Origin of the sequence: Aliterella atlantica CENA595, assembly GCF_000952155.1 — a bacterium.
GTDB classification, from domain to species: domain Bacteria; phylum Cyanobacteriota; class Cyanobacteriia; order Cyanobacteriales; family Chroococcidiopsidaceae; genus Aliterella; species Aliterella atlantica.
Genome location: NZ_JYON01000037.1, coordinates 26,320 through 47,235, shown reverse-complemented (window position 1 = coordinate 47,235; position 20,916 = coordinate 26,320). Strand labels below are relative to the sequence as shown.

The 20,916-nt window shown below is 42.3% G+C and carries 21 protein-coding genes and 1 pseudogene; 8 read left to right on the top strand and 14 right to left on the bottom strand.

Annotation, left to right across the window (positions count from 1 at the left end; translation table 11 throughout):
* Positions 1 to 60 precede the first annotated feature (60 nt).
* From UH38_RS22825 to UH38_RS22795, 9 genes are all read right to left on the bottom strand, one after another.
* A complete protein-coding gene (locus UH38_RS22825) occupies positions 61 to 1,476 on the bottom strand; it encodes a WD40 repeat domain-containing protein (RefSeq protein ID WP_045057007.1) in 1,416 nt (471 codons plus the stop codon).
* 160 nt (positions 1,477 to 1,636) lie between these two features.
* Positions 1,637 to 3,952 (bottom strand): prolyl oligopeptidase family serine peptidase, encoded by a 2,316-nt coding sequence (locus UH38_RS22820; RefSeq protein ID WP_045057006.1) that lies wholly within the window; start codon positions 3,950 to 3,952, stop codon positions 1,637 to 1,639.
* A 180-nt stretch (positions 3,953 to 4,132) separates the two neighbouring features.
* A complete protein-coding gene (locus UH38_RS22815) occupies positions 4,133 to 4,729 on the bottom strand; it encodes a hypothetical protein (protein WP_045057005.1) in 597 nt (198 codons plus the stop codon).
* Between the two features lie 81 nt (positions 4,730 to 4,810).
* Positions 4,811 to 4,942 (bottom strand): hypothetical protein, encoded by a 132-nt coding sequence (locus tag UH38_RS27970; RefSeq protein WP_268748910.1) that lies wholly within the window; start codon positions 4,940 to 4,942, stop codon positions 4,811 to 4,813.
* Between the two features lie 112 nt (positions 4,943 to 5,054).
* Positions 5,055 to 5,303: a hypothetical protein gene (locus UH38_RS22810; RefSeq protein ID WP_144405756.1), complete on the bottom strand. Its 249-nt coding sequence runs from the start codon at positions 5,301 to 5,303 to the stop codon at positions 5,055 to 5,057.
* A gap of 355 nt (positions 5,304 to 5,658) precedes the next feature.
* Positions 5,659 to 5,841: a hypothetical protein gene (locus UH38_RS26940; protein WP_160296015.1), complete on the bottom strand. Its 183-nt coding sequence runs from the start codon at positions 5,839 to 5,841 to the stop codon at positions 5,659 to 5,661.
* Between the two features lie 7 nt (positions 5,842 to 5,848).
* The gene (locus UH38_RS22805; RefSeq protein WP_045057003.1) at positions 5,849 to 7,222 is read right to left on the bottom strand and encodes a DUF4189 domain-containing protein; all 1,374 of its coding nucleotides are present in this window, start codon (positions 7,220 to 7,222) and stop codon (positions 5,849 to 5,851) included.
* 45 nt (positions 7,223 to 7,267) lie between these two features.
* Positions 7,268 to 7,480, bottom strand: coding sequence for a hypothetical protein (locus UH38_RS22800; RefSeq protein ID WP_045057002.1), 213 nt, complete (start codon positions 7,478 to 7,480; stop codon positions 7,268 to 7,270).
* Positions 7,481 to 7,910: 430 nt separating this feature from the next.
* Positions 7,911 to 8,261 (bottom strand): hypothetical protein, encoded by a 351-nt coding sequence (locus UH38_RS22795; protein WP_045057001.1) that lies wholly within the window; start codon positions 8,259 to 8,261, stop codon positions 7,911 to 7,913.
* 431 nt (positions 8,262 to 8,692) lie between these two features.
* Here UH38_RS22795 and UH38_RS22790 point away from each other — a divergent pair, with 431 nt between their 5' ends.
* Together UH38_RS22790 and UH38_RS22785 are read left to right on the top strand one after the other, a co-directional pair.
* Positions 8,693 to 9,022 carry a hypothetical protein gene (locus UH38_RS22790; RefSeq protein ID WP_045057000.1) on the top strand — a complete coding sequence of 110 codons (330 nt, stop codon included), beginning with the start codon at positions 8,693 to 8,695 and terminating at the stop codon, positions 9,020 to 9,022.
* Positions 9,007 to 10,983 carry a sensor histidine kinase gene (locus UH38_RS22785; RefSeq protein WP_045056999.1) on the top strand — a complete coding sequence of 659 codons (1,977 nt, stop codon included), beginning with the start codon at positions 9,007 to 9,009 and terminating at the stop codon, positions 10,981 to 10,983. Before UH38_RS22790 ends, UH38_RS22785 begins: the two co-directional genes overlap by 16 nt.
* Positions 10,984 to 10,991: 8 nt before the next feature.
* On the opposite strand, the gene UH38_RS22780 is transcribed toward UH38_RS22785, so the two are convergent.
* A complete protein-coding gene (locus UH38_RS22780; protein ID WP_052672533.1) occupies positions 10,992 to 11,711 on the bottom strand; it encodes a response regulator transcription factor in 720 nt (239 codons plus the stop codon).
* 378 nt (positions 11,712 to 12,089) lie between these two features.
* Between UH38_RS22780 and UH38_RS22775 the strand changes: the two genes are divergently transcribed.
* The 6 genes and pseudogenes from UH38_RS22775 to UH38_RS22755 all read left to right on the top strand — a co-directional run bounded on the left by UH38_RS22775 (position 12,090) and on the right by UH38_RS22755 (position 16,787).
* The gene (locus UH38_RS22775) at positions 12,090 to 13,547 is read left to right on the top strand and encodes an ATP-binding protein (protein ID WP_052672532.1); all 1,458 of its coding nucleotides are present in this window, start codon (positions 12,090 to 12,092) and stop codon (positions 13,545 to 13,547) included.
* Positions 13,544 to 15,076: a tetratricopeptide repeat protein gene (locus tag UH38_RS22770; protein WP_045056998.1), complete on the top strand. Its 1,533-nt coding sequence runs from the start codon at positions 13,544 to 13,546 to the stop codon at positions 15,074 to 15,076. The genes UH38_RS22775 and UH38_RS22770 overlap by 4 nt, the downstream gene beginning before the upstream one ends.
* An 89-nt stretch (positions 15,077 to 15,165) precedes the next feature.
* Positions 15,166 to 15,747: a tyrosine-type recombinase/integrase gene (locus tag UH38_RS22765; protein ID WP_052672531.1), complete on the top strand. Its 582-nt coding sequence runs from the start codon at positions 15,166 to 15,168 to the stop codon at positions 15,745 to 15,747.
* 112 nt (positions 15,748 to 15,859) lie between these two features.
* Positions 15,860 to 16,018: pseudogene (locus UH38_RS26050) on the top strand (tyrosine-type recombinase/integrase); the annotation flags it as partial.
* An 83-nt stretch (positions 16,019 to 16,101) separates the two neighbouring features.
* Positions 16,102 to 16,296, top strand: a complete 195-nt coding sequence (locus UH38_RS22760; protein WP_045056997.1) for a hypothetical protein — start codon at positions 16,102 to 16,104, stop codon at positions 16,294 to 16,296.
* 284 nt (positions 16,297 to 16,580) lie between these two features.
* Positions 16,581 to 16,787 (top strand): hypothetical protein, encoded by a 207-nt coding sequence (locus UH38_RS22755; RefSeq protein WP_144405754.1) that lies wholly within the window; start codon positions 16,581 to 16,583, stop codon positions 16,785 to 16,787.
* 135 nt (positions 16,788 to 16,922) lie between these two features.
* On the opposite strand, the gene UH38_RS25095 is transcribed toward UH38_RS22755, so the two are convergent.
* The 4 genes from UH38_RS25095 to UH38_RS22735 all read right to left on the bottom strand — a co-directional run bounded on the left by UH38_RS25095 (position 16,923) and on the right by UH38_RS22735 (position 20,906).
* Entirely contained in the window at positions 16,923 to 18,485 is a 1,563-nt protein-coding gene (locus UH38_RS25095) for a restriction endonuclease subunit S (protein ID WP_052672530.1), read from the bottom strand.
* A 148-nt stretch (positions 18,486 to 18,633) separates the two neighbouring features.
* The gene (locus tag UH38_RS22745; protein WP_045056995.1) at positions 18,634 to 19,119 is read right to left on the bottom strand and encodes a DUF3368 domain-containing protein; all 486 of its coding nucleotides are present in this window, start codon (positions 19,117 to 19,119) and stop codon (positions 18,634 to 18,636) included.
* On the bottom strand, positions 19,119 to 19,400 hold the full coding sequence (locus UH38_RS22740) for a UPF0175 family protein (RefSeq protein WP_045056994.1): 282 nt from the start codon (positions 19,398 to 19,400) through the stop codon (positions 19,119 to 19,121). The genes UH38_RS22745 and UH38_RS22740 overlap by 1 nt, the downstream gene beginning before the upstream one ends.
* A gap of 30 nt (positions 19,401 to 19,430) precedes the next feature.
* The gene (locus UH38_RS22735) at positions 19,431 to 20,906 is read right to left on the bottom strand and encodes a class I SAM-dependent DNA methyltransferase (RefSeq protein ID WP_045056993.1); all 1,476 of its coding nucleotides are present in this window, start codon (positions 20,904 to 20,906) and stop codon (positions 19,431 to 19,433) included.
* Positions 20,907 to 20,916 lie beyond the last annotated feature (10 nt).

Below are 20,916 nucleotides of genomic sequence, written 5' to 3'. Positions count from 1 at the left end.
TAATTTGAAAACATTAAAAAAGGTGAAGAGCGGTAAACCTTAATCACTCTCAACTGCTACTTATGGTAAGTTCCAAATTTTCACATTCAATTCTTCAGCAGTAATCAAAGAAGTAGCACTGGGATGGAAGCCAATAAAAGAGCCTGAAAGCGTAGTAATTCTCTTACCAGAGCGCATATCATATAAACCTATAGCTTTTTTAATATTTCCCACAGCTAAAACTTGAGAATCAGGACTAAAGATTGCTGATCGAGCATACATCCCAGTAGTTTCATTAGGGGTGTTGATATCGTGCAATACTTCACCTGTAGATAGCCACCAAACTGTTACTCGGCTACCCTTAGCAAAGGCTACCATTTTACCATCTGGGGAAAAACTAGGACAGCCCGCGAGCGCGGAAAAATCTGAGCTAGTTAGAGAGCTTATTTTTTTGCCAGTTTGCACGTTGTAAAGATCGACTGATTCATTACCGAATTCGACAAGCGCCACCTGTTTTCCATCAGGACTTATAAGAGTTGCATTTTGGCAAAAATAGAAACCGTCGGATCTAGAATTAAATAGCTGCTTGCCTGTTTTGGTATCCCAAATTTTCGCAGGAAACAAGTCCCCTGCAATCGCTAACAGCACTGTTCCCTCTCGGCTGAAACTTACTAAATTTGTTGAGGAGAGAAACCCACTGCCTCCAAACCCAAATCCTCCGCCAGGAATGGGAAAAGTGAGTAACTGCTTTCCACTTTCTACATTCCAAATTTGAGTAGCGCTACCTCCATTAAAAATAGTTTCTGAAGAAGAACCAAGATTGCAACTCCAACTAAATGAACTAGTAGTATCAGTAGATGTGCAACCCCTGGAACCACTTTCTTTCTTGGCAACACCACTGCTATTGGTGGCAAAAGTTTGTCCATCAGGATGAAAGGCGATCGCATTATAACTAATTGGATATTCTTGAGGAATCCAATCGGTAATTAGCCGAGATTTATCAGTTGACAAGTCCCAAATTTCTAAAGTCCTTTCGCCACCTGTTACCAAGGTTTTTCCTGATGGACTAATAGCTGCAGCTAAAACTAGAGTTCGAGCTTTCAAAATCTTTTGTAATTTAATGTTTGCCCAAGAAGAAGGAGGCGCACTTGGATCTACTTTGGGTTTAGGAATAGGGGGTTGACTGTCTACTTCTGGTACAGGTTCTGGCTCCTCTTGTTGGACAGAGCTTGCTAATTTGCTTTGCAAACTGGCTCGATACTCTCGCAAGGCTCTCAATTTTTGAGGTTCTGATTCGATAGATATTAATTTATCTACTAATTCAATTGCTTTTTGCCAGTCTTTTGCTTGTGTTGCCTGCTGTAATTGATTGCGAATATCAAATTCTTGAAGATTCAGATTAACAGGGTTTTGGGCAATGGTAGAGGAGATTGAGATCGCCTGGAAAGGAAATAAAGATAGTATTAACGATAGGAGAAACGCAGATGGTGATTTCATAATTAGTTAAGATTTTGAGAAGATCAAGTAGTTATAGATAGCGAGATCTTCACTTGTTGGTCGGATGACAAGGGCGATCACATTCACGATCAACGCAAATAAATCTGCGCCGATCGTAATTTACTTGAGTAGAAATAGGGGAAACTAAAAAGGCTTTCTATTATTTAAGTAACTTAGATTCGTGCTTTCCTAGTTGCTGGAACAGAAAAGCATAGGTATCTGCTCGTTTTTCATTATGTTGCTGCTTAGTTGAACCTTGCCCGTGACCTGCATCGTAGTCAATCCTAAGCAACACAGGTTTACCGCTCGTAGAAGCCGTTTGCAGTTGCGCCGCCATCTTTGCAGACATCCAAGGCTCTACACGCGGGTCGTTAATGCCGTGTGTCAAGAGAGTTGCTGGATACTTCACACCCTTTTCGATTTTGTGATAACCGTCCATTGCCAAAAGAGCTTTGAAACCCAATTGGGTTTTAAAAGAGCCAAATTCAGCAATATTTGGTACACCGTTAGCTGTAGTTTCGGCTCGCAAGGCATTGTTCAACCCGACATTGATAATTGCCGCGCCAAAAAGTTCGGGACGTTCAGCGATCGCATTACTAATTAAGATTCCGCCAGCACTTGCGCCTTGGATACCCAAGTGCTGGGGAGAAGTATATTTTTCCTTAATCAAATACTCAGCACAGGCGATAAAGTCTTTCCAAGTATTTGGCTTGGTTTTCTGAAAACCTGCCTGATGCCACTGTTCGCCGTACTCTCCCCCGCCGCGAACACCTGTCCAAATGATCGCGCCACCGCGATTGAGCCAAGGTAACGTATAAGGGGCGAAAATAGGTGAAATATTTTCCACCCCATACGCACCGTAGCCATCCATCAAGACGGGATTTGTACCATCGCGTTTCAGTCCGCGCTTGTACATGATTACAAGCGGAATCATTGTGCCGTCGTAAGACTTAGCTTTGGCGTTGACAAATTCGATATCAGACATATCAATAGGAATTGGCGGTACAAGGTTGGTGTCCTTGGCGATGCCGTTATTTGGCTCGTAGACGAACAAGGCTCTTGATTTCGTCCACGAAACTAGATTAAAAAATATACCTTCCATGTCGGCAGGGTTGAAACCGAAAGATGCCGAGCCTTCATAAGGCAGTTTGAGCGGTTCTGTTTGCTTGTTTTTGTAGTCAACGCGCCAAATTTTGCGATTACCGCCATCTAACGTCTGCACGTAGAGTGCATCTTTTTGAACTTTAAAATCTTCGACGACTGCTTCGCTTGCTGGAAAAATGGTTTCGGCTTGTTGCAAATTGGGCTTCAATAGACTTGTGCGAATAATTTTGTAACGAGGTGTGTTTTTGTAAGTTTGCAAATACAGATCTTCACCGTGAATACTAATATCAGAAACTTCATCATCAAAAGTAGCAAGCTTTCTCCAGGGAACTGGCGTTTGCTTGAGGGCATCAAGCGACGTAATATAAAACTCACTATTTGGTGAAACACCTGAATTGACTCTTAATAAAACATACTTCCAGCTTGGGTCAGTAAGAACAGACGGACTCAGCTTCTGGTCGAATTTAATGCTTGGATTCACATCAAAGCCGAAAACAGGCTTGTCTGTATCAGGATTTGTGCCAAGTTTATGCAGATAAATCCGCCTTTTTTGGTAAAAGTCAGTTGCTGGTGAGCCTGCGGACACTTTTTGCATTCTCTGGTAGAGAAACGATTTGCCATCGGGCAGCCACGAACCCCCACCAAATCGCGTGCGGTCAATTCTTTCTCCTAAATCGCGTCCGGTTTCTACTTCAACAACACGCAGTTCGCCGTTCTCTGCACCGCCGACAGAAATGATATAAGAGACGTATCTACCGTCCCAAGACATATTCCAAGCACCGAGCGAGTAACGCTTGCCCATACTTGACAGTTTTTCTGGGTCAACAAGCAAGCGTTCTGTACCGTTCAAGCCTTTGCGTACATAAAGCTTGAAGTCATTTTCATTAGGAGCGCGACGGGTATAAAAATACAAATCGCTACGCCGTCTGACATCAGTAACGCGCACGCCTACATCGCTTAGAGCGTTGAGTTCCTTCAAAATCTCGTCCCGCATTGGCAATTTGTCAAGATAAGTACGAGCGTAATCAGCTTGGGCTTTCATCCATTTTTGGGTTTCGACCGCTTGCAAATCTTCCATCCAGCGATACGGATCTGTAATAGTTTGCCCGAAATAGGTGTCTTTGACTTCGCGCACGGGAGCTTTTAAGGGCGAGTTCTGTGCCAAGGCGTGTGGAGTAACGATGGATGTTAATAACAAGCAAGTGGCTAGCCCGATCGAGGCAAATTTAAAAGGGTTCAATTTGAGCGATCGCACAATTGCTTTTGATGGCAAACTCTGTCGAATCTTTCTAATTAAAGTAACTGCTAGGCTTGGAATATAAACTTTATGAGAATAGCGATTTTTAAGTTGATGTTTTTTGTTGATTTTCATTTCATATCTTCTATGTGTTAGTTTTTAAGCGAGCGCTTTAAATAATTCATTAAGCTTTTCTTGCTTTTTTAATCTGTATTAGTCGGCAACCAAGCTTTATACTTGCCTTTATTGAGGTCTTAGCTATCGATCAATTCAGGGCGATGTTTCTCCTAACTGAAGCACCATTGCTGCTGAATTTTAATTTTTTAAAACAGCATATTTTAATTGTTTAAATAAATCTCCAACATCGTTAGCGTCTTTTCCAGCCACTAAAATAAAAACGGTATTATTTTGATGACAAGCTATTCTGGCTGTATTGTTTTTTCGTTCGCCTGCTACATACTTAATATTTGATGTATTTCTGGCTTTTAAGCTCGTAAACTTTAATGTTTGCATAGCCTGATAAGCTTTTTCTTGGCACTCTTCAACACTTATATTGGATGTCGCGATCGTCCAGCTAAGGCGAGGAGGATTTGCTGTTTCTTCAGGAAGTGGACAACCATAGGAACTACAATCTCTATTATTTGTGCAACCATAGGAATTACAATTTCCCTCTAATGAATGCCAGCAACCATAAGAATTGCATCCTCCCGAATTCTCCCAACAACCATAGGAATTACATCCTCCTGTGGAGGTTCTCCAACATCCATAAGTATTACAACCTCCCGCAGCAACAGATGGTAGTTGAGATGATATTAAAGTTAAGCTATTGCTCAATATACCGATTGTCAATAATTTAATAATTTGGGATATTGAATTGGAAGGTTTTTGCTGACGTATACACAGTTTTTTCATAACTATTACCTATTACTTTTACAATCGAATAGAGTTGGCTAGTTTGTGTTGCAGATTGACTCGACAATCTCATAAGTTGATTTACTTATCCAAGCGATCGCTTTCTTGGCTTGATAAAATTAGGGCGATCGCTTTTACAATTTGAAGTTCAATTGCTGCAATTATACGAGGAGCGATCGCTTTCACTCCCTGTTGCTGCTCAGTTGCAAACAAGTTTGTAAAGAAAGCCGTTCGCCAAGTTTTTTGCCATCAGCTATTCTAGTAATGTAAAACCAATCCTGAAATTCATCACCCGTACAAACAACTTCAGAGTTTGAAGCTTTCACTACTCGCTGACACGCTTTAATGACAACTTTTCTCCAAAATCTCCAAATTGCTTGCCATCAGCTATTCTAGTAACGTAAAACCAGTCTTGAAATTCATTCCCCGTACAAATCACTGCCTTACGTACTGAGGAAGACCGATCGGTTGCAGTTTGACAAACCAAGTTTTTGAGAATCATTTCTGAACTGGCTGTCTCCCTATGTCCATTTAAACAGATTACATTAAAGTAGCCGTTAGAATTTTGACTCATTTGTCTTATGTTCGATAATTCAGCAAATGCAGAGATAGGAGTACATAAAATATAAGAGATGGCAACAAGTAATTTAATCATAAGTTCTACTATTAATTGCTAAAAATTTCTAAGTCTTGTTAGCAGCTTTTACTTACCTTAATTGAATAGGACTTACGCAACTATTTGTTGCTTATTGATAAGGGCGGTCGCTTTTTTGGGTTAGTAAATTTAGGATGATTGCTTTTACAATTTGAAGTCCAACTGCTAAAATCACACAAAGAGCGACCCCTTTCACTCTCTGTTGCTGCTCGGATGAATCTGTAGAAGGTGTAGAGGGTGTAGAGGGTGATACAGATTGCTGTGGTTTATTAATCTATGCAACTGCGATCGCACTAACTGTGCTAACAATAGCTACAACGGTTGGAACCGCCCACGATTGCTTATTGTTGTCATCATTAGGCATAACGGCTTCCTTAAACTTATAACTCACTCGAACCTGGGAACTCGCAGACAAACTTCCATCTACGTTTCTACTATTAACTCGGCGGTTTAACATTTCACCATCAGCCAGCAGCCTTATGCAAACAAATGTTTAAAGAACCTGCATTATCACCTAAAGCAGCATCAGTATCGTTAATTCTGAAGCGAACAACAGATCCGACTGGAAAAGAGGTGTTCCAATCCACAATGTAATCGGTTGTCTGAATCCAAATTGTATCTCGATTTGAGACACTCATCAGCAATGCTCCGAAGGGAAATCGCTGATCGTACTTGTAATCATTATAAGGAGCTAGTCTTTCAGCCTCCGCTCCTTGATGACCTAGATGATTGACTGTAGAATATGAACGAGCATCAACTGACCATCCTCCTTCAATACTTTCAGGAGAATTGATCGTTCGAGGTAAGACAAAGCTCTGCCAACCTTGCCTAGCATCGACAGAAAAACAAGTTTTTTGTTCAACACGAGGAACTGGTTCTGAACGACGTACTACGCCTTGCTTAGGACTAATGACTACATCAAGTTGACAGGAATCTGGATCGCGACTCACTTCTCTACAACTTGATAGAGCCTCCTGAACGGCATTGTTGATAGAGGGGTTAGCTCTTGTTGCCCAAGCATTATCACTTGCTTGGACTAAGGCTAAATACATTCTATTTATACCAAAGTTCGACGTGAAAAATGATTTGCAATTGCTTCCGCATTTAGATATTAGTCTTGACTCTAGTGCTTGCTTGTTAGTGTCGTTCCATCCATAGTAGTAATCTCCTGACGGCGAAATTGCGATGCCAGCATATCTTGGTTGGAGTTCAACATCTTGTACGGTTGTCGGTAGAACTTGCCCTCGACGAGCTATCAGAAAATCATCTACTTTTCTAAGATAACGAGCTTGTTTTTCTTGAGCTTCTTGATGATACTTAGACTGTCCAGCGATCACAGCTTTAGACATCCATTCTGCTCTTATTTCACAATTTGCTATGGCTGTTGCTCGCGATTTACCACTGCTAACTACATCTTGGGGCTTAAGTGGCTGAAATATACCGTCTTTACAAACTTGGAGTAACTCTTGAGCGTAGGGGATATTGCATTGTCCTGGCGTTGTTCCTAGCGTGTAGTAACAGCGATCATGTCTGTTACAAGCTTCACGGAAGCTAAAATTATAGCCAAGACTACCAAAATTATCATACTCGCCTGGACGACCTCCTGGAATGCTACATCCATTAGGACGTTTTGCATACGGATATAGTGGTAGCGTTTCTTCACCTTCTCCATCTTCTAGAAACTCTGTCCAGCAGGGCAATGGAATTCCATTTTTTACACCACACCTTTGATCTTGAGCAATTGCTGGCTGAGGAAGTATTGCCCAAGGAATTGCTTGTGCTGTGTATGAGACAAGAAAAGCACACAAGTAAGATATGTTGCTTATAGTTTTCTTCATTACCCTTCCTCTGTTAGAAATACGATATAGCCAAGATTTAGCGGGCTAACTATTAGTTAGATTGAATTTTTGTGTTGCTTGATGCGGAATGACCAATTTGCTTTGCTTTAACTCAAGTGATAATCCAAGAGCGATCGCCTTGACAATTTGAAGTTCAACTGCAATTACACAAAGAGCGATCGCTTTCACTCCCTGTTGCTGTTCAGTTGCAAGCAGACTTGTGAATTCCCACAGAGTTCCATGACTTGTACTATTCACTAATTGCACAGTGCGACCATCACTGGTACCATCAAACTAACGATAGTTGTTGTCGCGAAAGTTTCTGTTTAGATATCTGATTTAGTAGCCGTTTCGGTTTCTGTCTTTAGCAACTGAGCTACCATAGCGCTATTTCATTACTTTTTTCTCATCATTTACACTGTACCTAATAAGTGCAGTTGTATTACTAGGATCTACGTCAGATGCCCTGAGACTCATAAAGAGTATAAAGGAACGTACATACATGGATATACAGGACTTGCTAGAGATGATAATCAGAAATATCGAAATAGAAGCCCCAGCAGAGGAATGGTGGTTCTATACAGATAGGCTTTTACCTCGAATATTCCGTTCGAATGTCCTTCCGTTCAAAACACAAATCAAAAGGCAGTCTAATAATACTACACTTATATAGGTATAATATTATACGTCAACGACATAGACCTCTAGCATCTTGCATAGAAAGTATGGTACCTCTATCTCTAGCATCTGCACGTAATTTAATAATACAATCAGAGATGCTTTCTCGTGGAGGTTGTACTTGTTGTTGAGGTTGTCCACCGTAGGGAGGATATACTCCATAAGGACCAACAGGTACAACAATCGGTGGTTGAGGTTGCGGTTGAACTTGAGGACGGGGAGCCGTAGGACAACCCCATGGATTACAACGTTGACCTGGTACTTCTGAGCAACCCCATGGATTACACTCAGCTAATGCTACTGTATCTAGGATGCTAACAATGCCACTAGCAAATACTAAACTTGCAATAATTGCCTTCATTAGAATGTACTCCTTGAGAATAATTAACAACTGAAATAAACTTGAAGAGAGCTTTGACGATCGCCAAGAGCCTCATCATTAAAAAATATCTACAATCCTTACTCCATAAACCATTATTAGTGAACCTGTACAAATTAAGTCTTGGAATTGAAATACGAGGGTTTCAAACTACGTACACAGCACCGTTAATCGCTGATTGTTTACCTTGTATCAGACATTGACAACCTATTTCCATTGTTGATTTCTCTAGTGATTTAAGGTAGAGGAATTAACGCAGACAAAATTGCGGGTTTACGCAAGTAATTTGAGGGCAACCCAGGATAAAGTGAAAAGGGCTTGCTATGTATCTGGAGCGATCGCATATGTACTTGTTTTGCTATTTGAGAAGGGTGCGATTCCTAAGTATTTTTGCTTTCCATGCGCTTTGCCAAATGCTCCTATTACTTGGTATATTGATCCTTCCAGCCAGTGCTAGCCAAATTTGGGAAGGCGTTGGACGAGTTATCAGTGGGGTGGGAGAAGGAGGTTCTGTCGATTTACGTTTAGAAATTGACGGCGAGGTTGTGCGCTCGCTCTGGGGTCCGCCACTTTATGGAAAGGTACAGACAAACCCCAATTTAAACGGTACAATCCAGACCAAGAGCGGTACTTGGCTTCTTGAGCAATGTGGCGAAGAGCTTTGTATCAATTTACAACAGTACAATCCTAAGCAAACAGTTTTCTACCGTCTCCAACTAAAACAGTTATGGCGAAAATATTGAAAGCTTTGAATACCTGGCAGATGTTAGGGATTGGTTTGGGTATGGGTTGGAGTTTAATTATAGGCGTAGTCTTTATCAAACTACCGATAGTGCAGAAACTAGAACTGGAGATTCAAGACAGTTTGACAGGGCTGTACAAAAATGACGATCTGCCTAAAGAAATCCTGATAGTTACAGTAGACTCGGCGATTGCTAAACCTGAGCATAAATTCTATGCAGATTTGGTTGAACGCCTGATAAGTCAAAAAGCTAAAGTTGTAGTTATAAATTTACCCTATTCTTTGAGGCGACCGCTTGATAGTAGTTTAGAAAATCTCATTAAAAAACTAATCGAGAAATATCCAGACCAAATTGTATTAGTTACTTATACAAAAAAACGCTCTGAGCAAACTCCTTCATTATCAATTTATTATCATCTACTACCGTTTGACGATAAAAAAATCAAACCAGCAGTCGCTCCAGAACAAGTACATGGATTTTTTGAGTATGAAATTGACCTTTCAGACGTAACTAGTCCTGCACGTCGAGCGCACCTTACAGGACACTTTACTTATGTAGAAGATTTGTACCAAACCTATCACTTAAAGTCATTTGCAGTTCTAGCTTTAGATAAGTTTTTTTTACCTGTAAGGAACAAAGCGATCGCACTTGCTGACTATGACAAGCAAGCACTTTTAACTCAAAACGCTGTTAGAATTAACTTTTATAGTTCTGCTGAAACATATCCTAGTCTTAATATTTCCTCTATTTGTATTCCAACTTATATTCAATTAAATCAATGTAGTATTCCTCTTGCTAACTTTGAGGTTCAGAATATCCAAAACAAATTAGTGATAATCGATCTACCTAAAGAGTACCTAGCCTCAACTGGTATGCTTTCTCCTGATGGCGATCGCTTATCAGTTGCCCAGGTGCAAGCTAACTTGATTGGTAACTTGATGACTGGTTCATTTTTAAGAGATTCACCTGGGTGGTTAAATTTCATTATCACTACTTTAGGCACATTATTTTTTGGTTTATTAGTCGCATTCCAGATACTTAAAAACAAATCTGATTTCCTTGGCTCAAAAATTTGGCTGGCTTTAGGATTTATTGGAGCTTATGTTGGCTTGAGTTGGCTAGCTTTTGCTCAAGGGTTAACTATCCCACTTGCTATACCAATTTTAACCTGGCTTTCGACGGGGGCATCTGTAGCTGTCTGTTTATTACTTTGGCAAAAACAACAGCAGCTAAGAAAGCAAAGGCAAGCACTAGCCGAACGACAAGCAGTTCTTATGCAGGCGCGGAAGCTGCTTCATCGAGTAGCAACAGACATTCATGATGGTCCTTTGCAAGAACTCAAGCTAGTAATGGATGGGATTGAACTTTTAGCCATTAAATACCCAACATTTAGTCCCGATCCTCTGTTAACTCGCTTAGAATCTGTTGGACGCGATCTTCGCAATCAATTAAGTAATACTCGCACAATGGCTGAAAAGTTAGAGATTACACCAGAATTACAAGCAGGGTTAGACAAGGGAATTGAACAAAGGTTAAAACAACTTGTCAGCACAGGAAAATTAACTATCAATGTTGAGAGTCGCTTACAACCCCTTCATGAACCAGAAGATAGTAATTGGTTAGATACTCGCGAAGACATTTTCCGGTTCTTTAAAGAAGCGATCGCAAATGTCATTCGTCATGCTCAACCGCCAAATGGTACGGCAACGGGCGTTACAATTAGTTTATCTCAGGTAGGAACTCAATGTAAATTGAGTATTGAAAACGATGCAATTAAATCTGTCAGTTCTGAAAGCAGCAAACAATTAGGCGCTGCTGGGTATGGTACTAAACTGATGAATACTATTGCAGCAGAACTACCAGGTGGACACTGGGAGCGAGTACCTCTAGAAGATGGTGGGACTCAAGTAACACTTACTTGGAGCTTAGAGGCTACTGCTGAAGACACAAATCCTGCTTAAAGCTTTGTTTAACACACTACTAGCTTACGTCCCATAGCTGTCATACAAATAGCAACACGAGGATTAACATTCTGCCCATCATCGAGATGCTCGATATCCAACTTTACCTTGAGGCGCTGCACGTAGTTCTGAGCCGTTTTGAGCGAGACGTGCATACGCTCGGCGATCGCCCGATCTGTTAGTGCATGATTGCACAATAGGTCTAAAATCTCTAAATCCTGCTGGCTTAACTGCATTTCTTTCATCAGTTCTCGATGAACTTTAAGTTGTCCTTCTATTGCACACCGAGCGCCTTCTAGAAACGCACTGCGTCGCTCCATCTTATTGACAACTGCAAAACCCCCTTGATATTTGCTAATCTGCGGTATAAGTTGCCGTAGAAAAGTTGGTTCGCTAGTATAAACTAGAATATTTACTGTAGGGTAATACTCAAAAATTTGTTTCAATAATTCTAGACCAGGTTTTGCGGACTGTTCTCCTCCGACTGTACCGAACTGCAAATCTACTACTACTAAATCCGGTATTCCTTGCCTTAGTTGCTCTACTCCCTTTTGGGGTGTATCTACACTAATACAGGAACACTGAGGTGACATTATTCGCAGAAATTCACAATTATTTTGACCTACTTCGGGATGATCCTCGATTACAAGAAAAAAAGGTGTTTCGGAGTTAGTAGCTTGTAAGGCAGTTTCAGGTTTATGGGTAGCAAGCAGTGACAAAGGAGACATAATATAGTGTTCTGTTTGTTATAGATGGTAACAAAAGTGTCATTGTTAGACAGACTAAAAACAGTAGTAGTTCGCTTAAACTGTGCATTAGCAGGCTTTGACACCCTTGCTCCAAAGAAAATAAGTGATGCCTGTAGGTAAGCAGTAAAATTTTTAACCTACATTAGGCTACCATTATGTATAATATTTTTCTACAGAGAAAAGGTCAGGAAAAAGTCAGGAAAAAGTCTGTTTTATGATGAAATCTTGCGAAATAGCCCTTTACGGTAAAAAGTTGGATATTAGTAACAATTTTTTAAGCACGCTTGCGTCTGGTAATGCGGAATTATCAATCGAAAATATGTAGAAGTAGCTATAAGAGAAACTAATTGATAAAAAATGAATGTTGATGAGGCGCTAGAAATCCTAGAAGAGATTGTGGAAACAGGGCGATTGAACAAGGTGCAAAGAATTGTCTTTCGCCAAGCTTGGGAAGGAAAATCTTATCTGGAAATAGCTAGTGCCTTTGACTATGACTATAACTACATCAAAGAGACGGGTGCTGAACTTTGGCAAGTTCTTTCCACTGTTTTAGGACAGAAAGTGACTAAGTTCAACTTTCAGATTGTCCTCAAGCATTATGCCAACCGAGTATCTCAGTTAGCTAGTCAAAGCACTGTTAATAGGTCGCAACTTGAGCTAGGAGAAATGCCTCAATCATTTAATGCCAACCATTTTGTAGAGCAGGAAACTCGCTGGGTTGGGCGTGAAGCATTAGTAAATACATTAACGCAAAAGATTCAAGATGATTGCCGCGTATTGATGCTGGTAGGTATTACAGGTATTGGTAAGTCATCGCTGGCAGTTCGACTTAGCTTAGAATCAAAGATCGCTCAAACTTGGTCAAAAGTAAAATGGTTTCGCTTTAATGCTGACCGATATGCCTTTGATGAGTTCGCTTGCCAACTGTTAGGACAAATGCCATCTACTTTTGAGTTTGACCAAAATCCTCAAAAACTGGTTAGTGACCTCGTGACCTATCTGCAAGCTCATCCCTGTTTGCTCGTCCTTGATATGGTTGAAGAACTCTTGAGCGCAAGCGATCGCGGCGAGCTTAGATACAAAGATAACTTATTTGCTAAGTTTTTCGACCGACTGCTCGAAGTAGAAATAATGCCATCGCGCTTAATTCTAACTTCCCAAGACCGACCACCTGTAATAGCAGAAGGACGGTGTAAAGAGCGATCGCACTTGGAACAACTAAAAGGTTTAAATATAGCAGAAGCCCTAGAATTATTTAAAGTTTGGCAGGTAAATCCAAGTAGAAATGAGGGAGTTGAATATCTGCGACGCATTATTCAAGCTTATGAAGGTCATCCCCTTGCCTTGGGTACGATCGCTGGAGAAATCCGAGAACCCCCTTACAGTGGAGATATTCAAGCTTACTGGCATGATTACGGTCAAGAGATTGTAGAGATTGAACAAGACAAGATAGCTTCTAGTTTAGACTCTAATGCAGAACCAGTGACTTTAGCCTACTACAGCATCGATCTAACCGATCTAGTCAAGTGCCGTATAGAACGAACCTTTACCCGCTTACAAATCTCATCTCCCTTAGCTTATATTTTGCTGTGTATGGGAGCTACTTATCGCTGTTCTGTAGAACGAACTGCTTGGTTAATTTTAATTGCAGATGCTCCCAAGGAGGCGCAGATAACAGCTTTTCAAGCCTTACAACGCCGCTTTTTATTAGAGAGCGATCGCAGCGTCGAGCGCGTGCTGTATCGTCTCCATAGTTTAATTCGTAGTATTGCGCTCCAACACCTCAGTAACCTCGAATCGGAAGCAGCACGATGAAAGAATTAGGGCGAAAGCTGCAACTACAAACACTTACAAATACAGAAATTTTAACCTGCTGTTTTACACCTACAGGGCAATTAGTTGTAGATGGCGCTCATCATCTTAATAGACAGCCCACTGTTCGGGAAAAGGCTCATTTAAGAGCAGCTTTTTACTGGCTCAAGTACTATCAGCCTAATAGTCAAGCTTCGCAATTAGACACAGTTCGAGGCTATTTAGAGGCGGCGCACCATTTAGGGCAACTTGAAGTTTGGGATTTAGTCTGCCAAATCTTATTTGTTAGCGTAAATAGCAGTTGCCATATACCCTTACACGAGCAGCTTGGTATTTGGGGCTTCTACTCTGAACAGATTGACCTATGCAAACCTGTGTTAGGTAAAGTTAACTATGAATTAGACTGTCTTTGTCTCAATAACTTGGGGTTTGCTTACACTCATCTTTGTCAGTACCAAATAGCAATTAGTTACTACGAGCAGTTATTAGATATAGCCAGAAACACAGGCAATGCTCAAGCTCATGCCAAAGCACTTGGTGGGTTAGGACTCTGTTATGGTAACTGGGGACAGTATCAAAAAGCTTGGGATTACTGTCAGCAACAGTTGTTGGTGTTAGAGCGGATAGAGAAAAATTCTTTTCCAGGTCAAATAGAGAATACCGAATTACTCAACTCTGTCAGGGAGCATAGTAGCGCTCTCTCTAGTTGGTCTACCCTAACCGAAAGAGGTCAAACACTGGTAACTCTAGGATATTTAGAAATTCATCTTCGGCGTTACCGCAAAGCTGTTAATTACTGCAAACAGGCATTAGCGATCTCTTGTAACGTTAACGATCCGCAAACTCAGTGGTATGCACTGGGGCGACTTGCAGTTGCCAATGCTCAGTTAGGAAAGTCGCAAAAAGCATTAGAGGCGCTACAGCAACAGTACCAGCAACGGCATCAAAACCAGAATTGTCGTCAAGTTAGTTCTGTACTGGTGAATCTAGGCTTAGTATATTGTTATGGGCGCAACTTCGATGCTGCCGTAACCTGCGGGCAAGAACTGCTGGAAATTAATCAGAAGAGCGGTAATGTTACTGCTCAATGTTATGCGTTGCTAACGTTATCGTTCATTCATATTTGGCGTGATGAAGTTCAGTTAGCTATGGAAAGAACTAGGCAATGTTTAAGCCTTGCTCGTCAGTATAGCTACCAACATCATGAATCTCAGTGTTTATCGCAGTTGTCTTATCTCTACAGCGACTTAGGAGAAATTCCTCTAGCTCTAGACTATGGACAACAGGCTTTAGCGATCTCTCAAACAGTCAACAATCTTCTGTTCAGAGGGATTGCGCTGGCTGTTTTAGGTTTGGCTCGCCTTGAAGAGGGTAAGTTTAAAGATAGCATACGTTTAATTGCTGCAAGTTTTATTACTCTCCCTCCTTGGCGCGGTGGAGATAGTAAGTTATTACTAGCTCTGATTTGGAAAAGGTCATTCAACTATTTAGCTAAAAAAACGTTTAGACAGAATAAAGGTTGCGGAATTTAGGACTGATATCGGTAGAAGATTACCATAGAGCAATCGCGCTTTGAGCGACTGGCAGGACAAAGGTTATTGAAGGGCAGAGCATTAGGGAAGTGCAAGCCTTATTTCATGTCTGCGCCCAGGACGAATCTGTTAAGGGTAGCCGCGATGCAGCACTAATAGCTGTACTGTACAGCGCGGGTTTGCGGCGTTCCGAAGTGGTAGCGCTGGATTTGGCTGACTGGAACGAGCAGGATAATTGCTTGATAGTGCGATCGGGTAAGGGAGACAAAGACCGAACAAATTATCTAGATGATGGAGCCGCATCGGCGTTAACCGATTGGTTGAGGTGGCGGGAAGAAGAATCTGGAGCGCTATTTTACCCGACACGCAAAGGCGGCAAAGTTGAAAAGCGACGCATGACTGACCAGGCGGTGTTGGATATTTTGCAAGGGCGGGGGAAGGAGGCAAAACTTGCATCGTTCTCACCGCATGATTTTCGGCGCACGTTTGCCAGCAATATGATTGACGCAGGAGTAGATATTGTAACGGTGCAAAATCTCATGGGTCATGCAAGTCCTGTTACCACTGCGCGGTATGACAGGCGTGGGGAAGAGGCTAAACGTAGAGCGGCAAGTCTGTTGCATACACCTTATGCGGCATCGCGCATGGCAGGTATTAAAGATCGGGAGTAATTGTCAACCTTGCGATATTTTTCAAGCACAACTAAAGTAAATTACATAAACGTTTATGGAATTTGTGGCATGGCACAAGGAAACAAGGAAGATAGTTTACTTTCTCCTTAAAAATGTATCGCCCCACTGGCTGCGTCATCCTCATGCCAGTCATACAATGGATCGCGGCGCTCCGGTTCACGAGCGTCAAAGAAACTTTAGGTCATGCAAATATTGCTACAACTGGGCGCTATGACCAACTGATAGTTCTAGCTTGTATCTGGACACGTAAAAGCGCTTGCCTCTGGTGTGGCTTGAATTGGTAAAATGCTAGAGTATATAGCGATTATTACGAGCGAAAAGTGTAAATAAAATATGGCTGACCAAAAAGATAAAGCTCAAGAAAAAAACCGCCTTGAACAGCTTCAGGAAGAACAAGGCAACACAGATTCTAAACACTCTGGTGGTGCTGGTGCTTCTGGCGGTAATTCGGGTGCAGGTAAATCTGGCTCATCAAAAATTTCTGCCTCTGGTACACCTGACGATATCGAAAAAGTTGATGAGCAATAAAGCTGACTCCGACGGCGAGTCAAGATTTAACCGCATGGGATTTCAGCAGTAACCACAGCAAAATAATGGTGGACTGAATAATCAGGTATTCAATCCACCTTGGCGCGAGCGCACGTTCTTATAACTTGAACGAAGTAGTGTTAGGGTCTTGGCTTAAACACCTCTCATCAGTGCGTAATACTTGCGCTCTTGCTCTTGGGCTAACCGCCTTTATGAAGCGAGTAGAAGCAGGCGAAAAAGACCCGTTCCCCTACGCAGATGCTCTACTGTAGGGTTTCAACCAATTGCTTCTCACCTGTGCATTGCGCGGTGTACCCAGAGCGCAGCGCCCGACCAGTATTCCAGAATTTGTTGCGACTTGGGCAATCTTGCCATTAGCAGAATGGGGAGTAAAGCTAGATGTACCAGCAGATGTATTTGTAGTAGGCGATCGCTTACTTGACCCAGCATATGATGTCAGACCAACAGTATTGTCCCAGAGACTTAGCTGAGGGGAAGCGATTGGGCAAAGCCCACAATACGCGATCGCAGATAGGGTAGTTGATAGCAAGGCGATCGCCAAAAGTAGGTAACAGTAAAATACTCTTATCCTTACTCTACAGTGCGATCGCTTTCTGCTTGTCCAACTACTCTAACCCTGGCAGCCCCAACTGAATTGACTCTGAATCTTGCTGTTTCGCTTTCCTGCTGCTTTGTCCAGTTGTCTTACCCGTAGACTTTTTAGCGGCTTTGGCTTCGGCTGCTTGTTTTGCTCGTTCTGCCTGGATGCGTTCTAGCAAGACAGATGCAGGTTCATCGTTGGGGTCTTGGGGAACCAGTTCGCCGCGAAAGGCTTTGGCGAGGATGGATTGGTTAAGGGATTCAAGTGATTGAGTCAGCTTTGAAACTATGTTTTCTATTTTGTTTGAATAGTCAAATATAGCTCTAATTCTTTGGACAATCTCTTGCTGCTCTTCCCAAGGCGGTATAGGAAAGATTAAGGAGTTCAAAATTGTCTGATTAAGAAAATCTCTTGTGCTGCCAGAGCATAGAGCAGAAACTTGATTCAAGATAAACGACGAGCCACGAAATAGAAAACAAAAATAATCAGGTAGCAGAGAATTTTCTGCTAGACATACACGAATAAGGTTTGTCGAAATTATTGCCTCACCTATCCCAGATGGCACAACACATACTTCACCCACTGTTCCTGAGCGTGAGATTAGTACGTCACCCTCTTTTGCATCATAACTAATAAGCTCTCCTGCTTTTGCTTCATCAACATAAATTTTGTTTCCTTTAACAAAACCCATAGAGCTAATATTTTCGATCCCCAAAACAGGTATGCCATTAGCCCGATGCTCGTGTTTTTTCAACAAGCTACCGAAAGGACCCGTCTTAAGACCTGCCCTTTTTGTTGAAAGAAGGGGTTCTAAAAGGCTATAAGTCCAGCCATCCACAAGTTGCGGTAGGTGAGATACATCTAGAGCGGGAGGCTCTTTATATCTTTTCTTCCACCAATCATCTGTAGGCACTTTGCCACTAGCTTTCATCTTTTCCAGTTCTGCTTCTTCCCAACGGCAACGACGTTCTGCACAAATACGCTCCAACAAAACTGATGCAGGTTCAACGTCTGGGTTTTTCTCTCGCCAATCAGCAGTTAGATCGCCACGAAAGGCGGCAGCGAGGACTGATTGACGGAACTGGTCTAGGAGCAGGGTAATTGCCTCAAGTTCCTCTTTTGCCTTCTGACTCCGAGCCTTCAGCGCCTCAATTTTGGCAACAATGCGGCGTTGTTCGTTGAGAGGAGGAAGAGGAATAGGCAATCTATAAGCATCTTCTCTATTCAGTCCTGGAATAGCTGATGCTCGGTTCAATTGTCCAAGGGGCAATGCTTTGAGCCGATAAAACCAAAATTCGATAGGTTGTTTGTAAAACTCATCAATATAGTAAGTTGTGTCAATTGCCCAGCATGGCTGTTCTGATATGTGAACCTCACCAATGCTTCCCTTACGTCCAACTACCAAACAAGAGTTCTCGATCAAAAAGTTTGAATGCGTTCCTACAACCCCGTTTGAGCCATAAACTGCATAACATCCACCATCTCGGCTTGACTTTGTTAGTCCTTTACCGTACTTCAGTTCAATCACATCACCAAGACTAGCGAATTCCCATCCTTGAGGAAGTGCAGCAATTTCATTAGGTATCAAGCCTTTTCCTCCATGCTTTCAGCAACTATGCCAAGCATTTAGCATTTAAATTTATTGTTCCCAAAAACTCGTTAACTGTCGTCCTACTCTGAAAAAAGCGCATCTAAATCGTGAGTTACCAACTTCCTACGTAACTTTAACCCCTTTCCTATTTGTCTTGTGATTGGTACTGCTGTAAAAGCGAGTCAATCAATTTGGATGAAGCTCGAAATGAGGTTTGTTGCAAACGAGTGATCGCTCTAGGAAAATCAATCAAGCCTTTTTCTGCCGCAGAACCAAGAATTCCCAGCAAGCCAACAATCTCTAGCTGCAACTCAGTTGCTACACATCTTGCTGCTAAATCATCCAATAAAATTAAATCTACTTTTAGTTGAATAGCTAAGGTAATCGCTTCCTGCTCTCCCACATCCAACTGATTCAAGGCTGGATCGAATTGACCTGTAATAGTTTGCACCTCTAGCCAATCTGGAGGCTGAAATATCCACTCTCGAACAACTTCAGGAGCATCGGCGGCTAACAACTCATCGCGGACTTTTTGCGGAATAATTACTCGCTCAAATAACTGAGGTAAAACCTCAATTAAGTCAATCAGTAGTAAATAGCACAGAGGCGAAGTATCTGAAACAACAATCATTAGTGCTTTAGCTGCCCCTTTTGCTCCAGCCTTTGCATGGTTGACATATCTTGTTCAAAATCAGCCTCATTGTAGTGTAGATATACACCCTTCTCTTTTAGAAACGCATCGACTTCTAAGCGGGTAGACATACCTAACAACTCTCGCACCTTACCAGCACTGATTGAACCTTCCTGATAGGCAGCGATCGCTAGCATTTCTAATAATTTTTGTTCTAGACTGCCCCATTTTGCTTCTAGCGAATGGGCGACATCATCTGGTATTCCAATTTGAATTTGCATGAATTCCTACTAGAGATGGTGGTCTGTTACTTATTGTATTTCAGGCAAGAGCGCTTCAGAATCTTCAGGGATTTCATCATCTACTTCATCTGGTTCCAGCAATGCTGTCAGCGCTTCCATTTCTTCCATTGCAGTTTGTAGCTTCGTCATAATCAATGCCGCAATTTCCTCTGGTTCCGGTAGGTTATCCCCAGACTGCAAACTTTCATCCCGCAGCCAGGAAATATCGAGGTTTTCGCCTCGTTTGGCGATCGCTTCCCGTGTAAAGCAGCGAAAACGTCCGTCCTCTCCTTGGTCAGTGCGCGAACTTTCCCCATTAGGATCGTTGCCATAAGCTGCCTCAAAATCTTGGAAATGCACTTTAGTGAGCGGTATGCGCTTGCCAAAAGCAGGCATATTCGTCCGCATATCATAAATCCACACCTGCTTAGTATTGCCCTTCTCAGTCAAGCCGCGTTGGAAAAATAACACGTTGGTTTTGACTCCTTGGGCATAGAAAATCCCCGTAGGTAGACGCAGGATAGTATGTAAGTTGCACTTATCCATCAAATCGCTGCGAATTTGGCGACCCTGCCCATCTTCAAACAGCACGTTATCAGGTAAAACCACCGCCGCCCTTCCTCCTGGCTTCAGGCTGCGATAGATGTGCTGCAAAAAGGCTAATTGCTTATTGGAAGTAGGATAAGTAAAGTCATCCCGCGATGGCAAACCGCCGCCCTTCTTCGTCCCAAATGGTGGGTTAGTTAGAATCGCATCAGCTTTAGTTAGTCTTTGCCCGTCAGGTGATAAAGTATCGCCCAAGCCCACTGCCCCTTCAATCCCGTGTAGCATCATGTTCATCAACAATAAGCGGTGAGCATCTTGCACTAACTCAATACCATAGAAAGCTTGATGGCGCTGAAAAGACTGCTGGGCTTCGGAAAGGTCGAATAGATCGTCAGTGTGCTGCTTGATGTAGCGATCGCTAGCAATTAAAAACCCACCCGTTCCGGCTGCGGGGTCTTGTACCAGTTCCCCTGGTTGGGGAGCAATTAGCTCTACCATGCAGTCAATTAGCGGTCGGGGTGTAAAATACTGCCCTGCTCCTGACTTTTTCTCGCTAGCATTCTTTTCTAGCAAACCCTCATACAGATCCCCTAGTCCTTCTGCTTTAGCAGAGTACCAGTCCAACTGGTCAATACTTGTGACTAGCTTATTGAGAATGCGGGGCTGCTTTAATGCAGTTTGAGCGTTAGCAAAAATAGCTTGGACTCGCGATCGCCCGTTAGTTCCTAGCTCCAACAGCAAAGCGCGATAAAAAGTAATTTGCTCAATCCCCTCCTTTGCCACTAAGTCTGACCAATGGTAGCCTTGTGGCAGTTGGTCTTCATTACCCGTTTCCTGCATCATTTTAAGAAACAGCAGGTAAGTCAACTCTGTGACGTACTGGAGATAGGAAATGCCCTCGTCCCGTAGGACGTGGCACAAACTCCAGAGTTTTTGAACGATATCAGTAGTAGCGGTCATATAAAAGTTC